Origin of the sequence: Pseudomonas bharatica, from assembly GCF_048586865.1 — a bacterium.
In the GTDB taxonomy this organism is placed as follows: Bacteria; Pseudomonadota; Gammaproteobacteria; order Pseudomonadales; family Pseudomonadaceae; genus Aquipseudomonas; species Aquipseudomonas bharatica.
On record NZ_JBMAWR010000012.1, the window covers coordinates 100,622 to 122,734 of the forward strand.

A 22,113-nucleotide genomic window follows, 5' to 3' on the forward strand; every position below is an offset into this window, starting at 1 on the left:
GCCGCCGACCCAGCCTCCATGACCAGCCTTCCCGAAGCCGCCCCCCTGGCCACCGACCTGCGGGTGTTCCTGACCGTCATCCGCAAAGGCAGCTTCGCCAGCGCGGCGCTGGAGCTCGACCAGTCGCCGGCGTATGTCAGCAAGCGCATCAAGATCCTCGAAAGCACCCTGGGTACCCGCCTGCTGCACCGTTCGGCGCGGCACATCGCACTGACCGACGCGGGCCTGCGCACGCAGCATTGGGCCGAGCGGATACTCGATCAGTTCGACGACTTCATGAGCGACCTGAGCCAGGTGCGCAAGGCACCGCGCGGCCTGTTGCACCTGTGCAGCAGCTTCGGCTTCGGGCGCAACCATGTGGCCCCGGCCATCGCCGAACTGGCCGCGACCTATCCGGACCTGGAGGTGCGCCTGGAGGTGTTCGACCGGGTGGTGGATATCGTCGCCGAGGGCTTCGACCTGGAAATCCGCGTGGGCAACGACCTGCCGGGACAGCACATGAGCCGCCGCCTGGCGAGCAACCGGCGGGTGATCTGTGCCACGCCTGAATACCTGGAGCGCTGCGGGACACCGATGACCCTGGACGACCTGGGCCAGCACGACTGCCTGGTGCTCAAGGAACGCAACAGCCCGTTCGGCTTGTGGCGGCTGGAGTCTGCCGGCAGGGAACATACGGTGCAGGTCAACGGCACGCTATCGTCCAACAGCGGCGAGATCGTCCTGCAATGGGCGCTGGCCCATCGCGGCTTGTTGCTGCGTTCGTGGTGGGATGTGCAACCGCTGGTGGCCCAGGGACGGCTGGTGCAGGTGTTGCACGAGTACAGCCAGGGCGCGGATATCTGGGCGGTGTATCCGACGCGCCTGGCTGATTCGGCGAAGTTGCGGGTGTGCGTGGAGTTTCTGGAAGCGCGGTTGAAGCATCTGGCTGTGTAGTGCTCTTCCGGGCCTCATCGCTGGCAAGCCAGCTCCCACAGTGACCGCATGCACCGCCGGACCTGTGGGAGCTGGCTTGCCAGCGATAGGGCCTTGAAGAGCACCACAAGGCTCAAGCCAGCCAGGGATTCGCGGCCAGGTGCCGCACCTCGAACGCCCGGATCTGCGCGCTGCGCTGCAAGGTGCTGCCGATCGCATCCAGCCCCGACAACAAGGCTTGCTTGCGCAGCGCATCGATCTGGAAGGCAATGCTCTCCCCCTCTCCCAACACAATCCGCTGCCCCGGCAGGTCGATCTCGATGCCGTTGGTTTCAGGCTGGCTGACCCGCTCGCCCAGACGCTTGAGTTCGTCCGGCTTCAGTTGAATGGTCAACACCCCGTTGCGCTGGCAGTTGTCGTTGAAGATCCCGGCGAAGCTGGTCCCGATCAACGCCCGTATGCCCAGTTGCTTCAGCCCCCACACCGCATGCTCGCGGCTCGAGCCACAACCGAAGTTGGGGCCGACCACGAGGAAGGCCGCCCCTTGCCAGGGTGCCTGGTTCAGCACGAACGCCGGATCGGGCGAGCCATCCGCAAGAAAGCGCAGGTCGAAGAACACCCCGCGATCCAGCCCGGCACGGTCGATACCCTTGAGGAACTGCTTGGGCATGATCACGTCGGTATCGACATTGGCCGCCAGCAATGGCGCGGCCACGCCTTGTACATGAACGAACGGTTGCATCTCACACCTCCCCTTGCAGCGAACGCACATCGACAAGATGGCCGCTTACCGCTGCCGCGGCGACCATCGCCGGGCTCATCAGATGGGTACGCGCGCCAGCCCCCTGGCGGCCTTCGAAATTGCGGTTGGTACTGGACGCACAGCGGTCACCGGGACTGAGCACGTCGTCGTTCATCGCCAGGCACATGGAACACCCCGACTGCCGCCATTCGAAGCCGGCTTCGCGAAAGAGCTGCGCCAGCCCCTCGGCTTCGGCCTGGTCGCGCACCTGGGTGGAGCCCGGGACAATCATCGCCCGTACCCCTTCGGCGACCTTGCGTCCCCGAACCACGCGGGCGGCATCGCGCAAGTCTTCGATGCGGGCATTGGTGCAGGAACCGATGAAGGCATGGCTGATGGGGATGCCACTGAGCGCCATGCCGGGTTGCAGCCCCATGTAGCGCAGGGCACGTTGCAGGTCCTGGCGCAGGATCAGGTCCGGCTCGGCCTGTGGATCGGGCACGCAGGCGCCGATGGCGGCGGCCTGGTCGGGGCTGGTGCCCCAGGTGACCATGGGCTCCAGTGCGCCGACCTGCAGCGTGACCTCACGATCGAACTGCGCGCCCGGGTCGCTGGACAGCTCGCGCCAGCGCGCCACGGCTTGCTCCCACACGGCGCCACGGGGCGCCCGCGGCTTGTCCTTGAGGTAGTCGAAGACCTTGTCGTCCGGGGCCATGAAGGCACCCCGGGCACCGGCTTCCACCGCCATGTTGCACAGGGTCATGCGCCCTTCGACGCTGAGGGCGTCGATGGCCGGGCCGGCGAATTCGATGGCGTAGCCGGTGGCACCGGAGGCGCCGATGCGGCGGATCAGTTCCATGATGATGTCCTTGGCCACCAGCCCCGGGCCCGGCTCGCCCTCGACGGTCACGCGCAGGGTCTTGAGGCGCTTGTACACCAGGGTCTGGGTAGCGAGCAGGTGCTCGATCTCAGAGGTGCCGATGCCGAAACCGAATGCGCCGAGGGCACCGTAGGTGGTGGTGTGGCTGTCGCCCGCCGCCACCACCATGCCCGGCAGGATGAAGCCTTGTTCCGGCGCTACCACGTGCTCGATGCCCTGGCGCTTGTCGAGCACGCCGAACAGCTCGATGCCGAAGTCGCGGCAGTTTTCCTCGAAGTAGCTGACCTGGCGCGCACCGCCCGGGTCCGCCATTTCGGCACCCCGTTCGGGCGTGGTGGGATTGACGTGGTCCACCACGCACAGGGTCGCCGCCGGCCGCCAGACCTTGCGCCCCGCCTCGCGCAAACCGCTGAAGGCCTGGGGGCTGGTGTACTCGTTGGCGACCTGGCGGTCGATGTACAGCAGCACATGGCCTTGGTCGTCCAGCTCGCACACGGTATGGGCGTCGATGTGTTTCCGGTACAGCGTTCTTGGGCTAGTCATGGTCATGTCCATCACGGAGGAACGGCAGCGCGTGCTCCAGCAGGGCCTCGGGGGCTTCTTCGGCGATGTAGTGGCCACACGGCAGTTCGCCGCCGCGCACGTCCGTGGCGATGGCGCGCCACTCCTGCAGCGGCGAGAAGCACTTGCCGATCACGCCATCACGGCCCCACATCACCAGCAATGGAAGCTGGAGCTTGTTGCCGGCATCGATGTCGGCCTGATCGTGTTCCAGGTCGATGCCGGCGGCGGCGCGGTAGTCCTCGCATACCCCGCGGGCGCCGCCGGGCAGGGACAGGCAGCGCAGGTATTCGGCGAAGGCCTCGTCGGTGAAAGGCGCAAGGCCGGCGCTGCGTCCGCCCATGACGCTGCGCAGGTAGCCTTCGGGGTCGGCTTCGATCAGGGTTTCCGGCAGCGGCGCCGGGCGGATCAGGAAGAACCAGTGCCAGTAGGCACGGGCGAAGGCTTCGTTGGTTTGCCGGTACATGGCCAGGGTCGGGGCGATATCCAGCAGGACCAGGCGGCTCAGGCGCTGCGGGTGGTCCAGGGCCAGACGGTGAGCGACCCGGGCGCCACGGTCGTGGGCCATCAAGGCGAAGGTGTCGAAGCCCAGTTCGCGCATCAGCCCGACCATGTCGTTGGCCATGGCGCGCTTGCAATAGCGCTCGTGGGCGGGGTCGGCCTCGGGCTTGGCGGAGTCGCCATAGCCGCGCAGGTCGGCGGCGATCACGGTGAAATGCCCGGCCAGGGTGGCGGCGACCTTGTGCCAGATCACATGGGTCTGCGGATGGCCGTGCAGCAGGAGCAGCGCCGGGCCCTCACCGCCCTTGCGGTAGGCAATCTCGACACCGTCGATGATGCAGGTGGATTTATGGAAGTCAGGGAACATCGGCGGTACTCCATTTCTTGTTCTTTCAGGCTGGTGTCGAGGATAGCTGCGGCAGGAACGGGTTCAACGGGTGAAATGGAGAGGGATGGAACACGGATCGTGAATTTGAGCCGGGACAGAACGCCGGCCTCGCTCCTATAAGAAATTGCCAGCGCTCGCAGATCGCACAACAGTTCGATAATCGCACCAATTCCGCCAAACCCCCTCTACTTGTCGCCCTCTCTGCGGCACGCTATGGACAAGTCAGCCAACGACTCCAGGCGCTGACTGGCCCAGGCCTTGTGGCGCGTCGGCCAGTCCGGCAATCAATACTCCAGGAATGACCAGGAGCCCGCTTTGATCAATAAAACGTATGAGTCCATCGCCAGTGCGGTGGAAGGGATCACCGACGGTTCGACCATCATGGTCGGTGGTTTTGGTACTGCCGGCATGCCGTCCGAGCTTATCGACGGGCTGATCGCCACTGGCGCCCGCGACCTGACCATCATCAGCAACAACGCCGGCAACGGCGAGATCGGCCTGGCCGCACTGCTCATGGCTGGCAGCGTGCGCAAGGTGATCTGCTCGTTCCCGCGCCAGTCCGACTCCTACGTGTTCGACGAACTGTACCGCGCCGGCAAGATCGAACTGGAAGTGGTCCCGCAGGGCAACCTGGCCGAGCGCATCCGCGCTGCCGGTTCGGGCATCGGGGCGTTCTTCTCGCCGACCGGCTACGGCACCCTGCTGGCCGAAGGCAAGGAAACCCGCGAGATCGACGGGCGCCAGTACGTGCTGGAAATGCCGCTGCACGCCGACTTCGCGCTGATCAAGGCGCACAAGGGCGACCGCTGGGGCAACCTGACCTACCGCAAGGCCGCGCGCAATTTCGGCCCGATCATGGCGATGGCCGCCAAGACCGCCATCGCCCAGGTCGACCAGATCGTCGAGCTCGGCGAACTGGACCCGGAGCACATCATCACTCCCGGTATCTTCGTCCAGCGCGTGGTCGCCGTTTCCGGCGCTGCCGCTTCTTCGATCGCCAAAGCTGTCTGAGGCCTGCCATGACCATCACCAAAAAACTTTCCCGCACCGAGATGGCCCAGCGCGTGGCCGCCGACATCCAGGAAGGCGCCTACGTCAACCTCGGTATCGGCGCACCGACCCTGGTGGCCAACTACCTGGGCGACAAGGAAGTGTTCCTGCACAGCGAAAACGGCCTGCTGGGCATGGGCCCGAGCCCGGCCCCGGGCGAGGAGGACGACGACCTGATCAACGCTGGCAAGCAGCACGTGACCCTGCTCACGGGGGGCGCCTTCTTCCACCACGCCGACTCGTTCTCGATGATGCGCGGCGGCCACCTGGACATCGCTGTGCTGGGTGCCTTCCAGGTATCGGTCAAGGGCGACCTGGCCAACTGGCACACCGGCGCCGAAGGCTCGATTCCCGCCGTAGGCGGCGCGATGGACCTGGCCACCGGCGCGCGCCAGGTGTTCGTGATGATGGACCACCTGACCAAGACCGGCGAAAGCAAGATCGTCCCCGAATGCACCTACCCGCTGACCGGTATCGCCTGCGTCAGCCGCATCTATACCGACCTGGCGGTGCTGGAAGTCACGGCCGAGGGCCTGAAAGTCATCGAGATCTGCGCCGATATCGACTTCGACGAGCTGCAGAAGCTCAGCGGTGTACCGCTGATCAAGTGATTCGCTGAACGTGCAGGCCACGAAAAATCCGGTGCCCGGTAACAGGCATCGGATTTTTTATTGGGAAACCTTAGGGGGACACTGCGGCAAAGCCACCGGCATGCCACCAGGCGCTGCCGATCAAAGCGCCTGGCCGTCGTCCTCGATATCTTCCTCCGCCTCTGCGGCGTCGGTCGCGTCGGCATCGTTCAAGGGTGGCGAAGACGGCTTCTCGGGGTCGTTGATGAAGGGCACGCCGCTTGGGCCGTGCTCTTCCAGTCCTTCGGTCTTGGGCTGCATGGGAAATCCTCCGGGTGATGGGCGTTGGAGGCGGGGCCGGGAGGTGTCGTTCAAAAATTCGTGGGCGATGCAGGCGTTGCAAGGGACTTGATCGTTCACCGATGGCCGAAAAACCCTACAGGCCTCGGACCGTTTCCGACTTTCATGTAGGCAATTTCCCAAGCATACTTTTCCGCCTTCTCAGTCGTTGCGCTCCTGGGCATTTGCTGCCTACGCTTCGCCGGTCGCTGCGATCCAGCGACACAGACTTCGCGGTCTGTTGGCGAAAGGTGCTTCGATAGCGCCATCCAGATAGCAGGCGCTTTTTTTGCGCCTGCCGTTTGTCCAATGGCGGCTGTGCGTGGGAGACCCTCGGGTCTGCCGGGTTCCTTTTGCCTCGGTCCGCGAACCCACGTACAGCTGCCACCCTTCGTTTCGCGGCGAGGGCTGGCAGTTTGGCCGCAGAAGGAGATGCACCATGAAAAAACCCGTACCCGATCCCCCTCGCCTCACTACCGTCCATACCCAGTTCAGCGCCTGCAACAACAGCCACAAACCGCTGTTCGCGGTCTGTGATGGCGTCGATATCGAGGATGCGCTGGTGCATCTGTCGATGACCCTGAAATCGGCAGCCGAAACCAACACCCAAGTTTGCGAACAGACCGAACGGTCGCTGGGCGGGCTGGCCTGGGCAACCTATCACTCATTGGAGATTTCACAGGCGTTGGTGGAGTCATTACTGAGTGGGTTGGCACAGCAGAGAGCAAGTGGCTGACAGCCGATGCGAGGGCCGCGTATGCGGCCCTTCAAACAGGATCGAAGACAAAAGATATCGGTCCTCCCTTTTTCCTTGTCCCCCTTTCCACTTTTACCCCGCCCTGGCAAAACGATCAGTTTCTTCCTGCCGTCGACACCTATAATTCGAAATGGCCGTCAACGAAATGGATATCACCGCAGGAGACACCATGAAGCAGGCATATATGACCGCCTTCGTCATCTTGTCACTGAGCCCGGCAGCTTTCGCATTTGACTCCAACGAAGTACCGCGTGAAACATCGTTACAACGGGCCATTATCGAGCCCGCGATGGTGCAGCAGGCCATCGAGCTGGAGAACCGAATCTCCGCACAGGCTGATACCGCCGCGCCCAGCGGCGAGTCGCCAGTGGTCGTTTCAAGGGCAGCAGCAAGGTCATCATCACCGCTCCCCACGCCACGGAACCTTTCCGAGAGGGCAAGTATCGGTTCTCCGATGGCGCCGGCACTGCAGCATTGGCGCAAATGCTGAATCGAACTACCTGCGCGACGGTCATCTATACGCAGTACCGCACGCCATCCGATCCCAACTATTACGATGACAACGAGTTTAAAGACCAACTGGCAGAACTGATCGGCAGCCATCGTCCAGCACTCGTATTGGATATCCACGGAAGCAGTGATTTCAGGCCCTACGATGTCGATATCGGCACCATGAATGGCAAATCGTTATTGGGCAATCAGGCCCTTCTGGTTGATCTTGTTGAACATCTGCGCCAGGAGGGAATGACCAACCTCTCGAATAATTACTTCGCTGCAGAAAAGAACCAGACAATTACCCGCTTTGCCTCGAGCAAGCAGGTCCCGACCCTGCAGTTGGAAATCAGCAGCACCCTGCTGCGCCCTTCCGAAGGTGGAGTGATGGCCCACCGTTTCGCTCAGTTGTTGCAGGGCCTCACACGATACGTTCGAGGTGTAACCAACAACCCGACAGGTCAATGTGGGCCTACTGCATAAGCGAGCTTGCGCGCGATTGCGGTAGTGACTTCACCGCCGCTATCGCTGGCAAGCCAGCTGTCATAGAACAAAACATAACTCTTTCCAGGGACTTTGTGGGAGCGGGTTTACCCGCGATTGCTATGGTGAACTCACTACCGCAATCGCGGGTGAACCCGCTCCCACAAGGTACGCGTCGTGCTTTGGAAACTGTTCTCTGCGCGACAGCGCAGCCTGAAAGGCTGGGCGGACTCCCACAGTTTCCGCACTACAGCCAGATCGTCGGCGGCAAGCTGCTGTCGCTGCTGGCCCGGGTTGCGGCGCATATATCCCGGGCTCTACTTTTTCTTCTTCGCGAGGCCCTTCATCCGTAGCGCCGCCTTTTGCACCGCGGCCATCTTCTCCGGCCTTTTCATCCCGCGCCATTTGCGGATTTCTTCCCTGGTCCGCCCGCAACTGACGCACATCTCGCTGTTCAGCTGACAGAGCGATACACAAGGGTTTTCAACATCTTTTGCCATGTTCCAGCCTGAGCGATCGTTAATTTAAGCGTAATGATCCGCGAACCATCTTGATTGATGCCTTTCCTCCTCCCCTCGTATGTTGACCTCCACGAAAGCGGACCCGTGGAGTCACCCAATGACAACAAGACCCTCCCCCCCACCGCAGTGGTCGCGCCGGCGCACCGAGAAGCAGCGGCGGCTCGATCAGCTACGCCACCTCGCAGATGGCGCGGTGATACCCGGTGAACGAATCGTCGAAGCCCTGGAACTGTTGATCGCCCCCGGTGATCGGGTGGTGCTCGAAGGCAACAACCAGAAACAGGCCGATTTCCTCTCTCGCTCGCTGGCCAAGGCCGACCCCGGCAAGCTGCACGACCTGCACATGATCATGCCCAGCGTCAGCCGCGCCGAGCATCTGGACCTGTTCGAACAGGGCATCGCCCGCAAGCTCGATTTCTCCTTCGCCGGCCCGCAAAGCCTGCGCATCGGCCAGTTGCTCGAAGACGGCCGCCTGGAGGTCGGCGCCATCCATACCTACATCGAACTGTACTCGCGCCTGCTGGTGGACCTGATCCCCAACGTGGCCCTGGTGGCCGGCTTCATGGCCGACCGAGAGGGCAACATCTATACCGGCCCGAGCACCGAGGATACCCCGGCGCTGGTCGAACCGACCGCCTTCAGCGACGGCATCGTGATCGTCCAGGTCAACCAGTTGGTCGACGATGTCCGCGACCTGCCCCGGGTCGATATCCCGGCGTCCTGGGTCGATTTCGTAGTGGTCGCCGACAGGCCGTTCTACATCGAGCCGCTGTTCACCCGCGACCCGCGCCATATCAAGCCGGTCCATGTGCTGATGGCGATGATGGCGATCCGCGGGATCTACGAGAAGCACAACGTGCAGTCGCTCAACCATGGCATCGGTTTCAACACCGCCGCGATCGAGCTGATCCTGCCGACCTATGGCGAATCCCTCGGGCTCAAGGGCAGGATCTGCCGCAACTGGACGCTCAACCCGCACCCGACGCTGATTCCGGCGATCGAGTCCGGCTGGGTCGAGAGCGTGCATTGCTTCGGCACCGAGCTGGGCATGGAAGACTACATCGCGCAGCGCCCGGACGTGTTCTTCACCGGGCGCGATGGCTCGATGCGCTCCAACCGCATGATGTGCCAACTGGCCGGCCAGTATGCCGTCGACCTGTTCATCGGCGCCACCCTGCAGGTGGATGGCGACGGGCACTCCTCGACCGTTACCCGCGGCCGCCTGGCCGGCTTCGGCGGCGCGCCGAACATGGGCCACGACCCACGCGGCCGGCGCCACGCGACCCCGGCCTGGCTGGACATGACCGAGCCGGTGACCCTGCTGGAACGGGGCCGCAAGCTGGTGGTGCAGATGGTCGAGACCTTCCAGGAAGGCGGCAAGCCCACCTTCGTCGAGACCCTGGATGCCGTGGACGTGGCCAGGAAAGCCGGCATGCCCCTGGCGCCGGTGATGATCTACGGCGACGACGTGACCCACCTGCTCACCGAGGAGGGCATCGCCTACCTGTACAAAGCGCGCAGCCTCGAAGAACGCCAGGCGATGATCGCCGCGGTCGCCGGCGTCACCGCCATCGGCCTGCGCCACGATCCGAAAAACACCCAGCGCATGCGCCGCGAAGGCCTGATCGCCCTGCCCGAGGACCTCGGCATCCAGCGCACCCAGGCCAGTCGCACCTTGCTCGCGGCCAAGAGCATCGCCGAACTGGTCGAGTGGTCCGGCGGACTGTACAACCCGCCCGCACGTTTCAGGAGCTGGTAAATGAGCGTATCCACACTGATCCATACCCCGCTTCCGTTCGCCCACTGGCTGGCCGATGCCGCCGTGGACGCCCTGATCGACGAGGCCGACCTGTCGCCCAAACCGGCACTGGTGGACCGCCGCGGCACGGGTGCCCATCACGATCTGCACCTTGGCCTGATGCACGCCTCGGCCCTGGCGCTCTGGCCCTGCTTCAAGGAAATGGCGGAGGCTGCACTGGCCCTGGGCGAAGTCGGCCTGCCGCTGCGCGAAGCGCTCGGGCGCATTGGCCGTGAAGGTGAACGCGCGATGTTGGCGACCACCGGCGGCGTCAACACTCACCGCGGCGCGATCTGGGCCCTGGGCCTGCTGGTCGCCGCCCGTGCGCTCGGCGAGCCAGGCGAAGACGCCAGTACAGTCGCCGCGCGCGCCGGACGCATCGCCCTGATCGACGACCGCTTCGCGCCAAGGCAGCCGGACAGCCACGGCCTTCAGGTGCAACGTCGCTACGGTGCACGCGGCGCCCGGGAACAAGCGCAATCGGGCTTCCCGGCGGTACTCGGCCATGGCTTGCCACAGCTGCGGGCCAGCCGCAGCCGCGGCGCGGGCGAGCAGAATGCGCGCCTCGACGCTCTGCTGGCGATCATGGCCACCCTCGACGACACCTGCGTGCTCTGGCGCGCCGGCCCGCAGGGCTTGCACGCCATGCAGCAAGGCGCCCGGGCCATCCTCGATGCCGGCGGCAGCGCCAGCCTTGCCGGGCGCCGCCGCCTGCGCGAACTGGACACCAGCCTGCTGGCCCTCAACGCCTCGCCAGGCGGCGCCGCAGACTTGCTGGCGGCCTGCCTGTTCCTCGATAACGCCGGGAGCCTCTGACCATGGAAACCCTGTCTTTCACCTTTCCCGCCGGCGAGCCTGGCGCCGGCCGTGCCCTGGTGGGCTGCGTCGGTTCCGGCGATCTGGAAGTGCTGCTCGAACCCGGCGCCCACGGTGTGCTGGCGATCACCGTGGTCACCTCGGTCAACGGCAGCGCACCACGCTGGGAGCAGCTGTTCCAGCGCCTGTTCACCGAGCAGTTGCCGCCGGCCATGAACATCGACATCCACGATTTCGGCGCTACCCCGGGTGTGGTGCGCCTGCGCCTGGAACAAGGCTTCGAGGAGATTGCCCATGACTGACGTCGCCCGCTTGCTCAACAGCCGCAGCTTCGTCGAACTCGGCGCCCGCGAGCGTGCCCGGGCGCTGCTCGATGCCGACAGCATGCGCGAACTGCTCGGGCCGTTCGATCGCCTGATGTCGCCCTGGCTGCCCGGCCAGGGCATCGTGCCCCAGGCCGACGATGGCGTGGTCATCGCCAAGGGCACCCTGGACGGCCGGCCGCTGCTGGTGGCCGCCATCGAAGGCGCCTTCCAGGGCGGCAGCATGGGCGAGGTCGGCGGTGCCAAGATCGCCGGCGCCCTTGAACTGGCGGTCGAGGACAACCGCAAGGGCATCCCCACCGCCGCGGTACTGCTGCTGGAAACCGGTGGCGTACGCCTGCAGGAAGCCAACCTGGGCCTGGCGGCCATCGCCGAGATCCAGGCGGCGATCGTCGAGCTGCGTCAGTTCCAGCCGGTTATCGGCCTGGTCGCCGGTGCCGTCGGTTGCTTTGGCGGCATGTCCATCGCTGCCGGGCTGTGCAGTCACCTGATCGTCACCCGCGAAGCGCGCCTCGGCCTCAATGGCCCTCAGGTGATCGAACAGGAAGCGGGCATCGACGAATACGACTCCCGCGACCGGCCCTTCATCTGGAGTCTTACCGGCGGCGAACAACGGCATGCCTGCGCACTGGCAGACAGCTACATCGCGGACGATGTCGAACAGTTGCGTACGGCGCTGGCAAGGGCCCTCGCCGCCGGCGAACCCGCCCTGCCCCGTAGCCGGCGCCATGCCGATTTTCTTGCCCTGCTGAACAAGCTCGGGGCGGACTGCGAACAACTGGACGCGCGCCGCGTGCGCGCCATCTACCAGGGAGAATTGCAATGAGCCGAGGATACCAGTGGCTGCGCGCATTGGCCGCCGGGCAGGAACTGCCGGGCTTTCCCGCCTCGGTGAAAGTCATCGATGGCGAACTGGCGAACCGCCCCGCGCGCTACCTGGCGGTGGTACCGGACGCACGCAATCCGTTCCCCCGGGCGCGCCACGGCGAGGTCGGCCTGCTTGAAGGCTGGGGCCTGGCCAAGGCCATAGACGAAGCCATCGAGGCCGACCTCGGCGCTACCCCGCGGGTGCTGGTGGCGGTGGTTGATGTACCGAGCCAGGCCTATGGCCGGCGCGAGGAGGCGCTGGGTATCCACCAGGCGCTGGCCGGCGCGGTGGATGCCTATGCCCGCGCCCGGCTCGCCGGTCACCCGGTGATTGCCCTGCTGGTCGGCAAGGCGATGTCGGGGGCCTTCCTGGCACACGGCTACCAGGCCCAGCGCCTGATCGCCCTGGACGACGACGGCGTGATGGTGCATGCCATGGGCAAGGCCGCCGCCGCGCGCATCACCTTGCGCAGCGTCGAGGAACTCGAAGCCCTGGCCGCCAGCGTCCCGCCCATGGCCTACGACATCGCCAGCTATGCCTCGCTGGGGCTGTTGTGGGAGCGGGTCAAGGTCGAGCGCATCGAGCAGCCCGGCGCGGCGGACACTGCCCGGGTCAACGAGGTGCTGGCCCGCGCGGTGCTGGACATCGGCACGAGCACCGACCTGCGCGGCCGCCTCGGCGCACCGAACCGGGCGATGTCGTCGCGGGTGCGCGAGCGCTTGCGGGCCCAGTGGTAACTCGGATGAACAGCACCTTTCGCGCACACGATCTGCTGTGGGGCATGCCCCCCGCGCAACTGCCCGAAGATGCCCCGGACTGGGCGCGCCAGGTGCTGGGCGCTGGCCTGCCGGTGGTGGTGCGCCGGGCCAGCGGCGAGGCGGGTTCGGTGCCGGTCGGCGTGCGCGGCGACCAGCGCGCGCGGCGCCTGGCGGCCTGGATGGCGACGGCGGTGGTGCGCTGCCGGCGCCGCCCCGAGGACCTGCGCCTGAACGGCCCGGCGGACCTGCCAGCGCTGGTTGCCCTGCACCAGGTAACACCGATCCTGGACAGCACCGGCCTCGACTGGGGCCCTACCGGTGGCGTCGCCTACCAGTTGGCGACCGGGCTGACGGTGTTGCACGCCGACAGTGATCTCGACCTGCTGCTGCGGACACCGACGCCCATCAGCCGTGGCGAAGCCCGAAGCCTGGGCCAGGCCTTGAAGGCCATGGCCTGCCGCATCGACCTGCAACTGGAAACGCCCAACGGCGCCGTGGCCCTGGCCGAGTGGGTCACGGACAGTGCGAGGGTGCTGCTCAAGCACCGCGACGGCGCCCGCCTGGTCAGCGATCCCTGGCACCTGGCGGAGCAGCCGGCATGAGCAGCCTGTTCGCCTTTCCCGGCCAGGGCGCGCAACGCGCCGGAATGCTCCAAGGCCTGGTGCAGGACGCCTCGGGCCGGGCTTGCCTGGAAGAAGCCGGCGATGTGCTCGGCGAATCCCTGCTGGGCCTCGACAGCCGCGAGGCACTGGCCTCCACTCGCGCCGTGCAACTGTGCCTGCTGGTGGCCGGCGTGGCAGCCGCGCGCGGGCTGCTGCAACGCAACCCGCCACCGGACTACGTTGCCGGGCTGTCCATCGGTGCCTACCCGGCAGCGGTGATCGCCGGCGCCCTGGACTACGCCGACGCGGTGCGCCTGGTGGCCCTGCGCGGCGAGTTGATGCAACGCGCCTACCCCGCTGGCTACGGCATGACGGCCTTGATCGGCCTGGACCAGGGCAGCGTCGAACGACTGATCGAGACCGAGCGCGAGCCGCTGTTCCTGGCCAATATCAATGCCGAGCAACAGTTCGTGGTCGCCGGCAATGACCGGGCCATGCAACGGCTCGCCCAACGAGCGCTGGCCATGGGCGCTCGCGCGGCCAGGCGCCTGGCCATGAGCGTGCCGTCCCATTGCCCGTTGCTGGAATCGCCGGCCAGGGAACTGGCACAGGCCTTCGCCGCGGTCCCCCTGCGCCGCCCCGGCATCAGGTTCCTGAGCAGCAACAGCGCCAGGCCCGTAGCCAGCGCCGAGGCCCTGCGCGACGACCTGGCCTACAACATGTGCCGCCGCGTCGACTGGGCGGCGACCGTCCGCACCGCCTGGGAACGGGGCGTGCGCCTGCTGGTGGAGATGCCACCCGGCGCCGTGCTCAGCGGCCTGGCCCGGCCGGTGTTCACCCCCGGAACCGTGATCGCCTGCCAGGACGCCCGTGCGGATACCCTGGATGCGCTGCTGCGCAGGGAGGCAGATACCTCCTTGTCATGATCGCAGGTGCGGGTTTTGTGCTAGCCATTAGATCTGCAGTGCTCTTCAGATCGAGCGCCGCCCGCGCGGCGCTCGATCTCAAGGGCGCCAGAAAAGCCATGCCAAGCACCTGTCAGCCCTGACGCAATCTCCTGACGAACCTTCTCACCCCTCTTCACGCCCCCGGCTATACATACGGCACTCGGCAACCAGCGCCAGCAGGTTCGGATCCCGCTCACGACTCTTCAGGAACACCACACCAATATGCTGCTGCAGGCGATAGCGCGGCTGCAGCGGGATCAGCTTGACGCGGTTTTCATAGACCGCCGAGATCCGCCCCGGCAGCAAGGCGTAGCCCACCCCGGAACTGACCATGCTGAGCAAGGTGAAGATGTCGTTCACCTGCATGGCCACGTTGGGCTCGAACCCGGCCTGCTCGAACACCCGCACCCCATCGCGGTAGGTCGCGAAGCCTTGGGCCAGGGTAATGAACGTCGAGGCAGCGAGATCGGCCAGGTCCACCTCGGCTTCCTGGGCAAAGGGCGAGTCGGTGGGCACGGCCAGGAAGATATCGTCGGAGAACAACGGCAGCTGTTCGCAGGTCGGGTCGCTGGTGCTTTCGTCCAGGGAAACCAGGATGGCGTCCAGTTCGAAGTTTTTCAGGCGATACATCAGGTCGACGTTGGAGCCCAGGATCAGGTCGATATTCAGCTCGCTGCGCCGCAGCTTCAGGCCCATGACCAGTTGCGGCACGGTCTTCACCGTCAGCGAATACAAGGCGCCGAGCTTGAAACGCTCGGACGAGAAGCCGGCGGCCTCACGCGTCAGACGCACCATTTCACCGGCGTCCTGGATCAGCTTGCGGGCCTTTTCCTCCAGCACATAGGCGCTTTCCAGCGGCGTCAGCTTGCGCCCTTCATGCTTGAACAGCGGGCAGCGCAAAGCGTTCTCCAGCGAATGGATGGCCCTGTGCACGCTGACACTGCTGGTCTCCAGCTCGCTGGCGGCGCGGGCAAGGTTGCCGTTGTGCATGAACGAGAGAAAGATCTCCAGCTTTTTGAGGGTCAGCTCTTCGTCGATTTGCATACTCGGGTCCAGGCAGGAAGGGGCTGCCCGTGAGCATATAGGAACGCCGCAGCGCATGCCGGCAGACGTGAGGTGGCGACCCGTGGCCGCCACCTGCGCAGGGCCTACATCCAGCCCGGCATCACGAACAGCAGCCAGGCCAGCAACGGCCCGAAGGCCACCACCAACCCGCTGTAGACAAGAAAGCGACGGAACAAGGCTTCGCGCTCTTCCTTCGCCGCCGAAGCCACCACCAGGGCGCCATTGGTGGAGAACGGGCTGACATCCACCACCGTGGAAGACACCGCCAGCGCACAGATAACACCGGCCGCGCCGAGATGGCCCTGCATCAGGAAGGGAACCGCCAGCGGGATGGTTGCCCCCAGCACCGCCGCCGACGATGCGAACGCTGAGACGATGCCCCCGACATAGCAGACCAGCAGCGCACCCAGTAGCGGAATGCCGATGGCACTGACGCCGTGGCCGACGAAATCGACCGCACCCGCCTTCTGCAGAACCGCGACATAGGTCACCACGCCGCTGATCAGCAGCACCGTGGACCAACTGATGCCGTCCACCGCGCCCTTCTGCGCCGACGGCGAAACGATCGCGATAGCGACGGCAACGGTGATCGCCACCAGGCCGACGTTCAGGTCGTACGCCAGCGCGGCGATGCCCAGCCCCAGAAGGCCGACCAGCGTGATCAGGTGATCGCGATTGATCTGCAGCTCACTCAGCGCCTGCGGATCATTGGACAGGGTACCGCCACCGGCACTGACCAACGCACCATGGCCCTCGATGGCGAACTCCCGCGACGACGCCTGCACACCGGCGAGCAACGGCTCCTCGACCACGGCACGCCCACGGCGCAGCAAGGCGATGCCGCCAAAGGCGAAGAAGCAGATGAACGCCATCAGCACGTTGAAGCCGAGACTGGTGAGGAACACCGCCATCTCCGTGACATCCAGCCCGGCCTTCTGTACCACCTGGTTGGTGATGCCGCCATACACGCTGATCGGCGAGAACCCGCCCGCCTGCGCACCGTGGATCACCAGCAGGCCCATCATCAACGGATTGATCTCGTACTGCTTGGCAAAACGCAGCGCGACCGGGCCGATGATCGCAACCGCAGCCGGCCCCAGCGCACCGAAAGCCGTGAGCACGGCCGTCACGATGAACATCACCCAGGGAATGGCCACGATATGGCCTCGTACCGCCTTCACCGCCCAATGCACCAACAGGTCGATGGTGCCGTTCTTCTGGGCGATGGCGAACAGATAGGTAATCCCGACCAGGGTCAGGAACAGATCGGCGGGGAACCCGGCCAGAACCTCCTTGCCCCCCATGCCGACCCACACGCCGCCAACGATGAACGCCAGGGTAAAGCCGACTGCGCCCATATTGATCGGCAGCGCCGTGGCCACGATGAACATCACCACCAGACCGATGATCGTTGCAATTTCAGGGCTCATACGGCCTCCCGAGGCAGCAGGTTCGTTTCATCGGACAGCAATCCGCTGTCCAGCCTGATGAAACCGGCCCGGGAACAAAAGGCAGGTAGGGCTACACCGTAGATGATCATTGTTTTTACCCTCGTTGATTCGTCGAAGTTATTGTTTTTGTGCTTCGGTAATCGGTAGTGCTATCGGCTGCGGTTCACCTCCTGGCGCAGCAGAAAATACAGGGGATCCAGGCGCGAGGACACGCCGGGCCAGGGCACGCACCGAGCGAATCGCCGGATCGTCCCGGCGCGGCGACAGGAACAGCGCGGCGCAGGGGAGCGTGTTGTTGGCATTGGAAACTCCACGAAATCCGCTTTCGTGAAGGCACATTAGAAGTGCAGGCCGCAGGGCATCAATCAAGGGAAGAGGTGCTTTGTTACGGTTAGGGTAATGATTGGCTTTTGTGCTGTGCCTTGTGACCAGGAAGAGCATCGATCGAACCAATGAGAGAGGACGGTTCCCCTGTGACGACGGCAGTGACCTCACTGACGTTATCGAAGGTGAACCGCCTCTGCCGGTTATGTCTGAATCAAGAAATTATGCGCTGTTCCCAGTCACGAGGGCTGTTCACACCGGTATGGTCACCGGCGACTCCGCTACGACCAGGGACAGCAATGCCTTTGAGATCCTCATGTTCAACACCGCGTTGCTGAGCATTTCCCTATGCCGGGCATCAGGAGGATCGGGAAGGTAGGCGGTCTGGAGAATGGCCCTGTTGAGATGGTCGGCCGCGCGCTTGATGGCTTCCTCATGGGAAAGGCCGGGACCGACACAGAGAGCCGGCGGTGGGTCGGGAACAAGTTTCTTCATGGCGTGTTTCCTCATTTCATCGAATGAATTCGCCACTGGACTCGCTGCTAAACGAATGTATGGTGGCGACTGTGCGTGGGTTAGCAGACCGGTGAAATGAGAAAACCCGGCGCACCCGAAGGTGCCCACACGCACAGCCGCCATAAACAGGTTGCTGGTGGTTTCATCATTTCGACGGACTGCTAATCCGTATCGTCGATGTGCGACGACCGGCGAAGACTAGGCAGGGTTTCCGCAGGACGCAACCAACAGGCGGGGGTCGGGAGTATGCTTGGGAAATTGCCTACAAGAAAGTCGGAAGCAGTGGAAGTTTTGACGCTAAATGCGACAGCTTGGGACAAAGGGCTATGGGTTGCGAGACGTGATGCAGTTCACTTAACCGAGAAAAATAGATCTGACCTTTTCCAGCGGCACGGGCCTGATCACTTAAAGGACCAATAAAAAATAAAAAAGGGACAGATTTATTTTCCACCCGATGTCATTCGTCTAGCAGAAAAAATAAATCTATCCCCTTTTCCCGGTCCCCTTTTCCCGCTTTTCCCCTTTTCGGTCCCCTTTTCGTTTTGCACCGAGTTAGTCCGGAATCTCTTCTACAAATGGCTCACGGACAGAGTTCAAGAACTTCTTGTCGCTAGCACCGATGGTAACAAAATTAATTCTGGCCTGCTCAAGGCTGACGGAATTCGCCCCCCCATCGTAAGTGGGATCACGGAATTGCGCATCGTCATCTTCCCACCCACAAACAGGACAAATCTCAAAAGTTCCTGGAGGACTTTCATCAAATGTCAAATATTCACAACAAGGACAATGGTATCTCACTGCTTAATATCCTATTGCCGATTCCAGTAGTTAATTCCATCAGTAGGACGAAACATCGTTCTAGGTGCCCCATCTTGTCCTAACACACCAAATGTATTTGTGCTAGGGTCATATCTAAGTATATCTCCTCGTGCATTGGTCTTTATCAGAGTTCCCTGAGGAGGATTTGTTAAGAAACTCTTAGCCTTCTCTACATATTGCTTTGCATTTTGAAAAAAGGGGACAGATTTATTTATTACACGCATTCGGCCTGCCCTGTCCACGCCACTCTATTCGGATGCCCGTTATTTCTTCAACCTCATCCACAAAACGAGACGTCCCTGTCAACTGACCCCGCTGCAAGGCTTTTCTGATGAAATCCAGCTCTCCCTGTGGGCTAGCTTGCCTGACAAAGGACATATAACGATCCACTATTTCTTTTGGTGATTCACCCAGCGACTCAAAACACGGGGCAATATCCAGCCAGTCAGAATCCAGCTGCGAGCTAATTCGGCCTCGATAGCTCGACCAAGGGTAATCTTCTGGTTGAAGAACCATAAAGGCTCGCACCGGGTTCAACTCAATATATCTGCAACACGCAAGCAAATAGGTTTCTGACTGTACAACACTAGATTTATAACGGCTCTCCCATAGTGTCCCGGTGCGCCCTTCCAGTTTATTGCGGTAGCGAGTAGCACGCGCCGCAAGGGCTTTCATCAGCTGCCCAAGACTGGCTACTGCTTCCCCTGGCTGCACCAATAAGTGGACATGATTTGTCATGAGGCAATACGCGTAGACTTTTATACCAAATGCGTCCTTAAGCTCACGCAGGTCTTGGATGTAACGTTGATAGTCCTGCGGCGCTGCAAAAACGACCTGTCGGTTGTGACCACGTTGTACAACATGGTGGGGATAATTCGGCAGTACTACTCGTCCAACCCTTGGCATAGCAACCTCACTCCGTTGAGGCTTTCAGTCTAGTCGCTTTGTCTGGATTTGCCGGCAAGCGGACCGTAGCAAAAGAACACAGTCTATTTTCCACTGGATTCCAACCGGAGAAAAATAAATCTGTCCCCTTTCCCGATCCCCTTTTCCCGTCCCCTTTTCCTTGTCCCCTTTTCCGCTCGCTTTCCTCGTCGTCCCCTTTTCCTCTCACCACACCTCATGTACTTCAGGACGATAACCCATTTCAATTCGCTCAACCAAAAGAGGAGCGCTAATTATACCCTCAGTGGGATATTCCAATTCCTGCGGCGTTAGGTCTCTCTCCAGCCGAAGAGACTTTTCTCCATCCCACAACCAAATAGACCCACCCGCGCCGCGGTTCCTGGAACGGAACACTGGAAAACTTTGTAGCACCTCAGGCACAGGCACATTGGCGACCACTGTCAACAACCCTTGATTGACAGCACTCTGAACTACAAAAAAAGCAGAAAACTGAACCGGGTTACGCACCACATCCAGAAAGCTGTCTGGCTGTTTCCCATAGACTCCAGAAAAAACCCGAATCAAATAACCAAATTCTGGACTCTTGTGCGTAACCTGCGCATAAGCAATTCCTTCGGAAGTTAAAATCTGCAATACATCGCCAAACTTAACTTTTTTCGTCATCTAGAACCCCGCATATCCCACACTTCTCAGCAGTTCAGCACCGCGAACCAAACCCTGCTCGTACTTATTCGGATTTTTAACTTGAAAAAAAGGGGACAGATTATTTTCTACTTAATCTGCCCCTTTTCCTACCCTCCCCTTTTCCCGGAAAAAAATAAATCTGTCCCCTTTTTTCCTTTTTTCTTTGTCCCCTTTTTTCTTTTTTCTGCCCTTTTTTGCTGTCCCCTTTTTTGGTCCCCTTTTTTTGGGCTAGCTGCCAAGTCCCCTCCTTCCCCCACGCTGGAACTCACGCAACCGTCACTCTATCTCCATTCACCGATTCAAAGATCGCACCTACTACACCGGCCTGCTCGAATCGCCTTTTCACCTCACCGCTAACAACTAGCGCCCCCAAATAATTCTTCAGTCTGAAAATATGCTTACCTCCAACTCTTGAGCCATCGATAACAAGATTGTAGAAAGCACGATAGCAACCAGCCAAATCAGGCCTAACAGGATCCTCAGTTGTATAAACCTCAAATTTCGACTTAGTCTCATCAACGCAGTCAGCCTGACTTTCTACTATCATTATATAGTAGCTGCCAGAAGTTTTCTTTCCCTCAATAACAACAGACTCAAACACCACATTCTTATATGGTTCATCAACCTCAGGCAAACCTACCAACGAGTCCTTGGCCTTCCTGCTCAACACCGGAGCGCTCGCATACCCTGCAAGGGTATAATCTAATTCCACTCCATCAAATCGCACATCAAGGACATACGCAGCTGGCTCCATGAAGCTGTCTGGAGGATCACTAAACTTCCAATTATCAACATGACGTATATCACCAAGAACCCATTTATCCACTACAGCCACATCCTGCCTGAGCAAGTAGTAATCCATCTTCAATTCCTTGTAAGCCACTTATTAACCTGGCTACCAATTATAGTAGCTTCCGCCTTAATTCTAGCGAGTAGAAAAAAAGGGAAAAGGGGACAGATTTATTTATTGTTGTGACCACGTAGGAGATAATTCAAATATGAGCTAAAATCCGTTTATATATAAACTCATGAAAATCCGAAGCGTAATCTACGTTCTCGCCAGACGGAAGCCGAAGGCTCACCGGGCATTCACCATCTACAAACCTTGAATAATCAAAGAAAAACACCTCACCCATGTCAGTTTCACTAATTACGAGCTTTTTATCATCTACCAAATTATTTTTTACACCCACGATATGTTGATAGACAATATCCCCCATTGACGTTTTCAAAGTCCACACCATAAATACTGTAAACTTCCTCAGCACCAATCTCCCCACCCGCATACGTGTTCAAAAACCACTTGTACGACCTTGGAAGCTCAAACCCTAACTTCTGCTCCGCCTTCTTAATCCAGTCGTCGCCCACCTGATCAGCCTCACTACCGAAGCACACGACGTCAGGATTTAATGACACTAATTCTCTAATTTTTTGCACTATAACTTGGCTCATACTTAATTCCTTAAATCTGCGGATCGTTGCTGCCAGCATTGCACCTTCCATTTATAAAAAGCAGCCCGATCTATACCAGAGGGAATCGCATTAGGATTAATATGCAAAAAGGGGACAGATTTATTCCCTACTAGAAAAATAAATCTGTCCCCTTTTCGGTCGTCCCCTTTTCGGTCGCGATAAAAATACATCCGTCCCCTCCCCCCCCGCAACCTACCCCAAAAAAAGATACTTTCTTTTTACCTTCGCCATAGAATCGAGCACTTCTCGCAACTGTTCCCTTTGAAGCCCAACCCCTACCAAATCATCAACATCGCATTCTTCATATAATTTAGACAAAGCCTCCAACATATCCTCTGCATAAGGACTTGCTCTAGACAACTCCAACCCATACCTCATACCCTCTCTAAATATTGCAGTTTGCAACACCACATTAATACCCACATCACCCGACGGACAAATCGAGCCCGCTTCATCTTGAACATATGCAAAAGCCTGCTCTGGCCGAAGATGCAACTGACGTATCGCCTCATCATAAAGCCTAGAAACTATCGAATAAATTTCTTCCACACTCAAGTCGGACGCCATC

General features: G+C 61.2%; 27 protein-coding genes. 13 read left to right on the plus strand and 14 right to left on the minus strand.

Annotation, left to right across the window (positions count from 1 at the left end):
- Positions 1 to 18 precede the first annotated feature (18 nt).
- Positions 19 to 933, plus strand: coding sequence for a LysR substrate-binding domain-containing protein (locus ACKLLE_RS15415; RefSeq protein ID WP_420058427.1), 915 nt, complete (start codon positions 19 to 21; stop codon positions 931 to 933).
- A gap of 112 nt (positions 934 to 1,045) precedes the next feature.
- Here the strand turns inward: ACKLLE_RS15415 and leuD are convergent, their stop codons facing one another.
- From leuD to ACKLLE_RS15430, 3 genes are read right to left on the minus strand one after another with little or no spacing between them, the layout of a single operon-like run.
- Positions 1,046 to 1,654 (minus strand): 3-isopropylmalate dehydratase small subunit, encoded by a 609-nt coding sequence (leuD, locus tag ACKLLE_RS15420; RefSeq protein WP_420058428.1) that lies wholly within the window; start codon positions 1,652 to 1,654, stop codon positions 1,046 to 1,048.
- 1 nt (position 1,655) lies between these two features.
- Complete coding sequence (leuC, locus tag ACKLLE_RS15425; protein ID WP_420058429.1) at positions 1,656 to 3,077, minus strand: 3-isopropylmalate dehydratase large subunit; 1,422 nt, start codon at positions 3,075 to 3,077, stop codon at positions 1,656 to 1,658.
- Positions 3,070 to 3,963, minus strand: coding sequence for an alpha/beta fold hydrolase (locus tag ACKLLE_RS15430; protein ID WP_420058430.1), 894 nt, complete (start codon positions 3,961 to 3,963; stop codon positions 3,070 to 3,072). The genes leuC and ACKLLE_RS15430 overlap by 8 nt, the downstream gene beginning before the upstream one ends.
- 336 nt (positions 3,964 to 4,299) lie before the next feature.
- On the opposite strand from ACKLLE_RS15430, the gene ACKLLE_RS15435 reads away from it, so the two are divergent.
- Both ACKLLE_RS15435 and ACKLLE_RS15440 read left to right on the plus strand, forming a co-directional pair.
- Positions 4,300 to 4,995 carry a 3-oxoacid CoA-transferase subunit A gene (locus tag ACKLLE_RS15435; RefSeq protein ID WP_009404708.1) on the plus strand — a complete coding sequence of 232 codons (696 nt, stop codon included), beginning with the start codon at positions 4,300 to 4,302 and terminating at the stop codon, positions 4,993 to 4,995.
- An 8-nt stretch (positions 4,996 to 5,003) separates the two neighbouring features.
- Complete coding sequence (locus ACKLLE_RS15440) at positions 5,004 to 5,645, plus strand: 3-oxoacid CoA-transferase subunit B (RefSeq protein WP_279898994.1); 642 nt, start codon at positions 5,004 to 5,006, stop codon at positions 5,643 to 5,645.
- A 120-nt stretch (positions 5,646 to 5,765) separates the two neighbouring features.
- Here the strand turns inward: ACKLLE_RS15440 and ACKLLE_RS15445 are convergent, their stop codons facing one another.
- Positions 5,766 to 5,924 (minus strand): hypothetical protein, encoded by a 159-nt coding sequence (locus ACKLLE_RS15445; RefSeq protein WP_167654036.1) that lies wholly within the window; start codon positions 5,922 to 5,924, stop codon positions 5,766 to 5,768.
- 457 nt (positions 5,925 to 6,381) lie between these two features.
- On the opposite strand from ACKLLE_RS15445, the gene ACKLLE_RS15450 reads away from it, so the two are divergent.
- From ACKLLE_RS15450 to ACKLLE_RS15460, 3 genes are all read left to right on the plus strand, one after another.
- Positions 6,382 to 6,678 carry a DUF3077 domain-containing protein gene (locus tag ACKLLE_RS15450; RefSeq protein ID WP_420058431.1) on the plus strand — a complete coding sequence of 99 codons (297 nt, stop codon included), beginning with the start codon at positions 6,382 to 6,384 and terminating at the stop codon, positions 6,676 to 6,678.
- 190 nt (positions 6,679 to 6,868) lie between these two features.
- The gene (locus ACKLLE_RS15455; RefSeq protein WP_420058432.1) at positions 6,869 to 7,189 is read left to right on the plus strand and encodes a hypothetical protein; all 321 of its coding nucleotides are present in this window, start codon (positions 6,869 to 6,871) and stop codon (positions 7,187 to 7,189) included.
- Positions 7,183 to 7,674: a hypothetical protein gene (locus tag ACKLLE_RS15460; protein ID WP_420058433.1), complete on the plus strand. Its 492-nt coding sequence runs from the start codon at positions 7,183 to 7,185 to the stop codon at positions 7,672 to 7,674. Before ACKLLE_RS15455 ends, ACKLLE_RS15460 begins: the two co-directional genes overlap by 7 nt.
- 317 nt (positions 7,675 to 7,991) lie before the next feature.
- Here ACKLLE_RS15460 and ACKLLE_RS15465 read toward each other — a convergent pair whose 3' ends face one another.
- Positions 7,992 to 8,174 (minus strand): DUF1289 domain-containing protein, encoded by a 183-nt coding sequence (locus ACKLLE_RS15465; RefSeq protein ID WP_420058434.1) that lies wholly within the window; start codon positions 8,172 to 8,174, stop codon positions 7,992 to 7,994.
- Between the two features lie 118 nt (positions 8,175 to 8,292).
- On the opposite strand from ACKLLE_RS15465, the gene mdcA reads away from it, so the two are divergent.
- The 7 genes from mdcA to mdcH are packed head-to-tail and all read left to right on the plus strand — an operon-like array spanning position 8,293 to position 14,286.
- Positions 8,293 to 9,954 (plus strand): malonate decarboxylase subunit alpha, encoded by a 1,662-nt coding sequence (gene mdcA / locus ACKLLE_RS15470; protein ID WP_420058435.1) that lies wholly within the window; start codon positions 8,293 to 8,295, stop codon positions 9,952 to 9,954.
- Entirely contained in the window at positions 9,955 to 10,809 is an 855-nt protein-coding gene (locus tag ACKLLE_RS15475; RefSeq protein WP_420058436.1) for a triphosphoribosyl-dephospho-CoA synthase, read from the plus strand.
- Positions 10,810 to 10,811: 2 nt separating this feature from the next.
- Positions 10,812 to 11,111 carry a malonate decarboxylase subunit delta gene (locus tag ACKLLE_RS15480; RefSeq protein ID WP_009401959.1) on the plus strand — a complete coding sequence of 100 codons (300 nt, stop codon included), beginning with the start codon at positions 10,812 to 10,814 and terminating at the stop codon, positions 11,109 to 11,111.
- On the plus strand, positions 11,104 to 11,958 hold the full coding sequence (locus ACKLLE_RS15485; RefSeq protein WP_420058437.1) for a biotin-independent malonate decarboxylase subunit beta: 855 nt from the start codon (positions 11,104 to 11,106) through the stop codon (positions 11,956 to 11,958). The genes ACKLLE_RS15480 and ACKLLE_RS15485 overlap by 8 nt, the downstream gene beginning before the upstream one ends.
- Complete coding sequence (gene mdcE, locus ACKLLE_RS15490) at positions 11,955 to 12,737, plus strand: biotin-independent malonate decarboxylase subunit gamma (protein ID WP_420058438.1); 783 nt, start codon at positions 11,955 to 11,957, stop codon at positions 12,735 to 12,737. The genes ACKLLE_RS15485 and mdcE overlap by 4 nt, the downstream gene beginning before the upstream one ends.
- 5 nt (positions 12,738 to 12,742) lie before the next feature.
- A complete protein-coding gene (locus tag ACKLLE_RS15495) occupies positions 12,743 to 13,360 on the plus strand; it encodes a malonate decarboxylase holo-ACP synthase (protein WP_420058439.1) in 618 nt (205 codons plus the stop codon).
- Positions 13,357 to 14,286, plus strand: coding sequence for a malonate decarboxylase subunit epsilon (mdcH, locus tag ACKLLE_RS15500; RefSeq protein ID WP_420058440.1), 930 nt, complete (start codon positions 13,357 to 13,359; stop codon positions 14,284 to 14,286). Before ACKLLE_RS15495 ends, mdcH begins: the two co-directional genes overlap by 4 nt.
- Before the next feature lie 144 nt (positions 14,287 to 14,430).
- Here mdcH and ACKLLE_RS15505 read toward each other — a convergent pair whose 3' ends face one another.
- From ACKLLE_RS15505 to ACKLLE_RS15545, 9 genes are all read right to left on the minus strand, one after another.
- A complete protein-coding gene (locus ACKLLE_RS15505; RefSeq protein ID WP_420058441.1) occupies positions 14,431 to 15,351 on the minus strand; it encodes a LysR family transcriptional regulator in 921 nt (306 codons plus the stop codon).
- A gap of 104 nt (positions 15,352 to 15,455) precedes the next feature.
- Positions 15,456 to 16,802, minus strand: coding sequence for an SLC13 family permease (locus tag ACKLLE_RS15510; protein ID WP_009398922.1), 1,347 nt, complete (start codon positions 16,800 to 16,802; stop codon positions 15,456 to 15,458).
- A gap of 597 nt (positions 16,803 to 17,399) precedes the next feature.
- Positions 17,400 to 17,642, minus strand: coding sequence for a hypothetical protein (locus ACKLLE_RS15515; RefSeq protein ID WP_420058442.1), 243 nt, complete (start codon positions 17,640 to 17,642; stop codon positions 17,400 to 17,402).
- Between the two features lie 573 nt (positions 17,643 to 18,215).
- A complete protein-coding gene (locus ACKLLE_RS15520; RefSeq protein ID WP_420058443.1) occupies positions 18,216 to 18,461 on the minus strand; it encodes a CPCC family cysteine-rich protein in 246 nt (81 codons plus the stop codon).
- A gap of 228 nt (positions 18,462 to 18,689) precedes the next feature.
- Entirely contained in the window at positions 18,690 to 19,388 is a 699-nt protein-coding gene (locus tag ACKLLE_RS15525) for a transposase (protein WP_420058444.1), read from the minus strand.
- Between the two features lie 204 nt (positions 19,389 to 19,592).
- The gene (locus ACKLLE_RS15530) at positions 19,593 to 20,051 is read right to left on the minus strand and encodes a hypothetical protein (protein WP_420058445.1); all 459 of its coding nucleotides are present in this window, start codon (positions 20,049 to 20,051) and stop codon (positions 19,593 to 19,595) included.
- A gap of 286 nt (positions 20,052 to 20,337) precedes the next feature.
- Positions 20,338 to 20,934 carry an imm11 family protein gene (locus tag ACKLLE_RS15535; RefSeq protein ID WP_420058446.1) on the minus strand — a complete coding sequence of 199 codons (597 nt, stop codon included), beginning with the start codon at positions 20,932 to 20,934 and terminating at the stop codon, positions 20,338 to 20,340.
- A gap of 314 nt (positions 20,935 to 21,248) precedes the next feature.
- Entirely contained in the window at positions 21,249 to 21,563 is a 315-nt protein-coding gene (locus ACKLLE_RS15540) for an SMI1/KNR4 family protein (RefSeq protein WP_420058447.1), read from the minus strand.
- 174 nt (positions 21,564 to 21,737) lie between these two features.
- Positions 21,738 to 22,112 carry a hypothetical protein gene (locus tag ACKLLE_RS15545; RefSeq protein WP_420058449.1) on the minus strand — a complete coding sequence of 125 codons (375 nt, stop codon included), beginning with the start codon at positions 22,110 to 22,112 and terminating at the stop codon, positions 21,738 to 21,740.
- Position 22,113: the final 1 nt, after the last annotated feature.

What these genes read in the sequence shown, in the direction of transcription:
- mdcH (WP_420058440.1), top strand. Translation starts at nt 13,357, where the DNA reads ATGAGCAGCCTGTTCGCCTTTCCCGGCCAGGGCGCGCAACGCGCCGGA.
- ACKLLE_RS15450 (WP_420058431.1), top strand. Translation starts at nt 6,382, where the DNA reads ATGAAAAAACCCGTACCCGATCCCCCTCGCCTCACTACCGTCCATACC.
- ACKLLE_RS15485 (WP_420058437.1), top strand. Translation starts at nt 11,104, where the DNA reads ATGACTGACGTCGCCCGCTTGCTCAACAGCCGCAGCTTCGTCGAACTC.
- ACKLLE_RS15495 (WP_420058439.1), top strand. Translation starts at nt 12,743, where the DNA reads ATGAACAGCACCTTTCGCGCACACGATCTGCTGTGGGGCATGCCCCCC.
- ACKLLE_RS15455 (WP_420058432.1), top strand. Translation starts at nt 6,869, where the DNA reads ATGAAGCAGGCATATATGACCGCCTTCGTCATCTTGTCACTGAGCCCG.
- leuC (WP_420058429.1), bottom strand. Translation starts at nt 3,077, where the DNA reads ATGACTAGCCCAAGAACGCTGTACCGGAAACACATCGACGCCCATACC.
- ACKLLE_RS15440 (WP_279898994.1), top strand. Translation starts at nt 5,004, where the DNA reads ATGACCATCACCAAAAAACTTTCCCGCACCGAGATGGCCCAGCGCGTG.
- ACKLLE_RS15430 (WP_420058430.1), bottom strand. Translation starts at nt 3,963, where the DNA reads ATGTTCCCTGACTTCCATAAATCCACCTGCATCATCGACGGTGTCGAG.
- ACKLLE_RS15525 (WP_420058444.1), bottom strand. Translation starts at nt 19,388, where the DNA reads ATGCCAAGGGTTGGACGAGTAGTACTGCCGAATTATCCCCACCATGTT.
- ACKLLE_RS15415 (WP_420058427.1), top strand. Translation starts at nt 19, where the DNA reads ATGACCAGCCTTCCCGAAGCCGCCCCCCTGGCCACCGACCTGCGGGTG.
- ACKLLE_RS15480 (WP_009401959.1), top strand. Translation starts at nt 10,812, where the DNA reads ATGGAAACCCTGTCTTTCACCTTTCCCGCCGGCGAGCCTGGCGCCGGC.
- leuD (WP_420058428.1), bottom strand. Translation starts at nt 1,654, where the DNA reads ATGCAACCGTTCGTTCATGTACAAGGCGTGGCCGCGCCATTGCTGGCG.
- mdcA (WP_420058435.1), top strand. Translation starts at nt 8,293, where the DNA reads ATGACAACAAGACCCTCCCCCCCACCGCAGTGGTCGCGCCGGCGCACC.
- ACKLLE_RS15545 (WP_420058449.1), bottom strand. Translation starts at nt 22,112, where the DNA reads ATGGCGTCCGACTTGAGTGTGGAAGAAATTTATTCGATAGTTTCTAGG.
- ACKLLE_RS15530 (WP_420058445.1), bottom strand. Translation starts at nt 20,051, where the DNA reads ATGACGAAAAAAGTTAAGTTTGGCGATGTATTGCAGATTTTAACTTCC.
- ACKLLE_RS15540 (WP_420058447.1), bottom strand. Translation starts at nt 21,563, where the DNA reads ATGCTGGCAGCAACGATCCGCAGATTTAAGGAATTAAGTATGAGCCAA.
- ACKLLE_RS15505 (WP_420058441.1), bottom strand. Translation starts at nt 15,351, where the DNA reads ATGCAAATCGACGAAGAGCTGACCCTCAAAAAGCTGGAGATCTTTCTC.
- ACKLLE_RS15510 (WP_009398922.1), bottom strand. Translation starts at nt 16,802, where the DNA reads ATGAGCCCTGAAATTGCAACGATCATCGGTCTGGTGGTGATGTTCATC.
- ACKLLE_RS15535 (WP_420058446.1), bottom strand. Translation starts at nt 20,934, where the DNA reads ATGGATTACTACTTGCTCAGGCAGGATGTGGCTGTAGTGGATAAATGG.
- ACKLLE_RS15445 (WP_167654036.1), bottom strand. Translation starts at nt 5,924, where the DNA reads ATGCAGCCCAAGACCGAAGGACTGGAAGAGCACGGCCCAAGCGGCGTG.
- ACKLLE_RS15465 (WP_420058434.1), bottom strand. Translation starts at nt 8,174, where the DNA reads ATGGCAAAAGATGTTGAAAACCCTTGTGTATCGCTCTGTCAGCTGAAC.
- mdcE (WP_420058438.1), top strand. Translation starts at nt 11,955, where the DNA reads ATGAGCCGAGGATACCAGTGGCTGCGCGCATTGGCCGCCGGGCAGGAA.
- ACKLLE_RS15460 (WP_420058433.1), top strand. Translation starts at nt 7,183, where the DNA reads ATGCTGAATCGAACTACCTGCGCGACGGTCATCTATACGCAGTACCGC.
- ACKLLE_RS15475 (WP_420058436.1), top strand. Translation starts at nt 9,955, where the DNA reads ATGAGCGTATCCACACTGATCCATACCCCGCTTCCGTTCGCCCACTGG.
- ACKLLE_RS15515 (WP_420058442.1), bottom strand. Translation starts at nt 17,642, where the DNA reads ATGAAGAAACTTGTTCCCGACCCACCGCCGGCTCTCTGTGTCGGTCCC.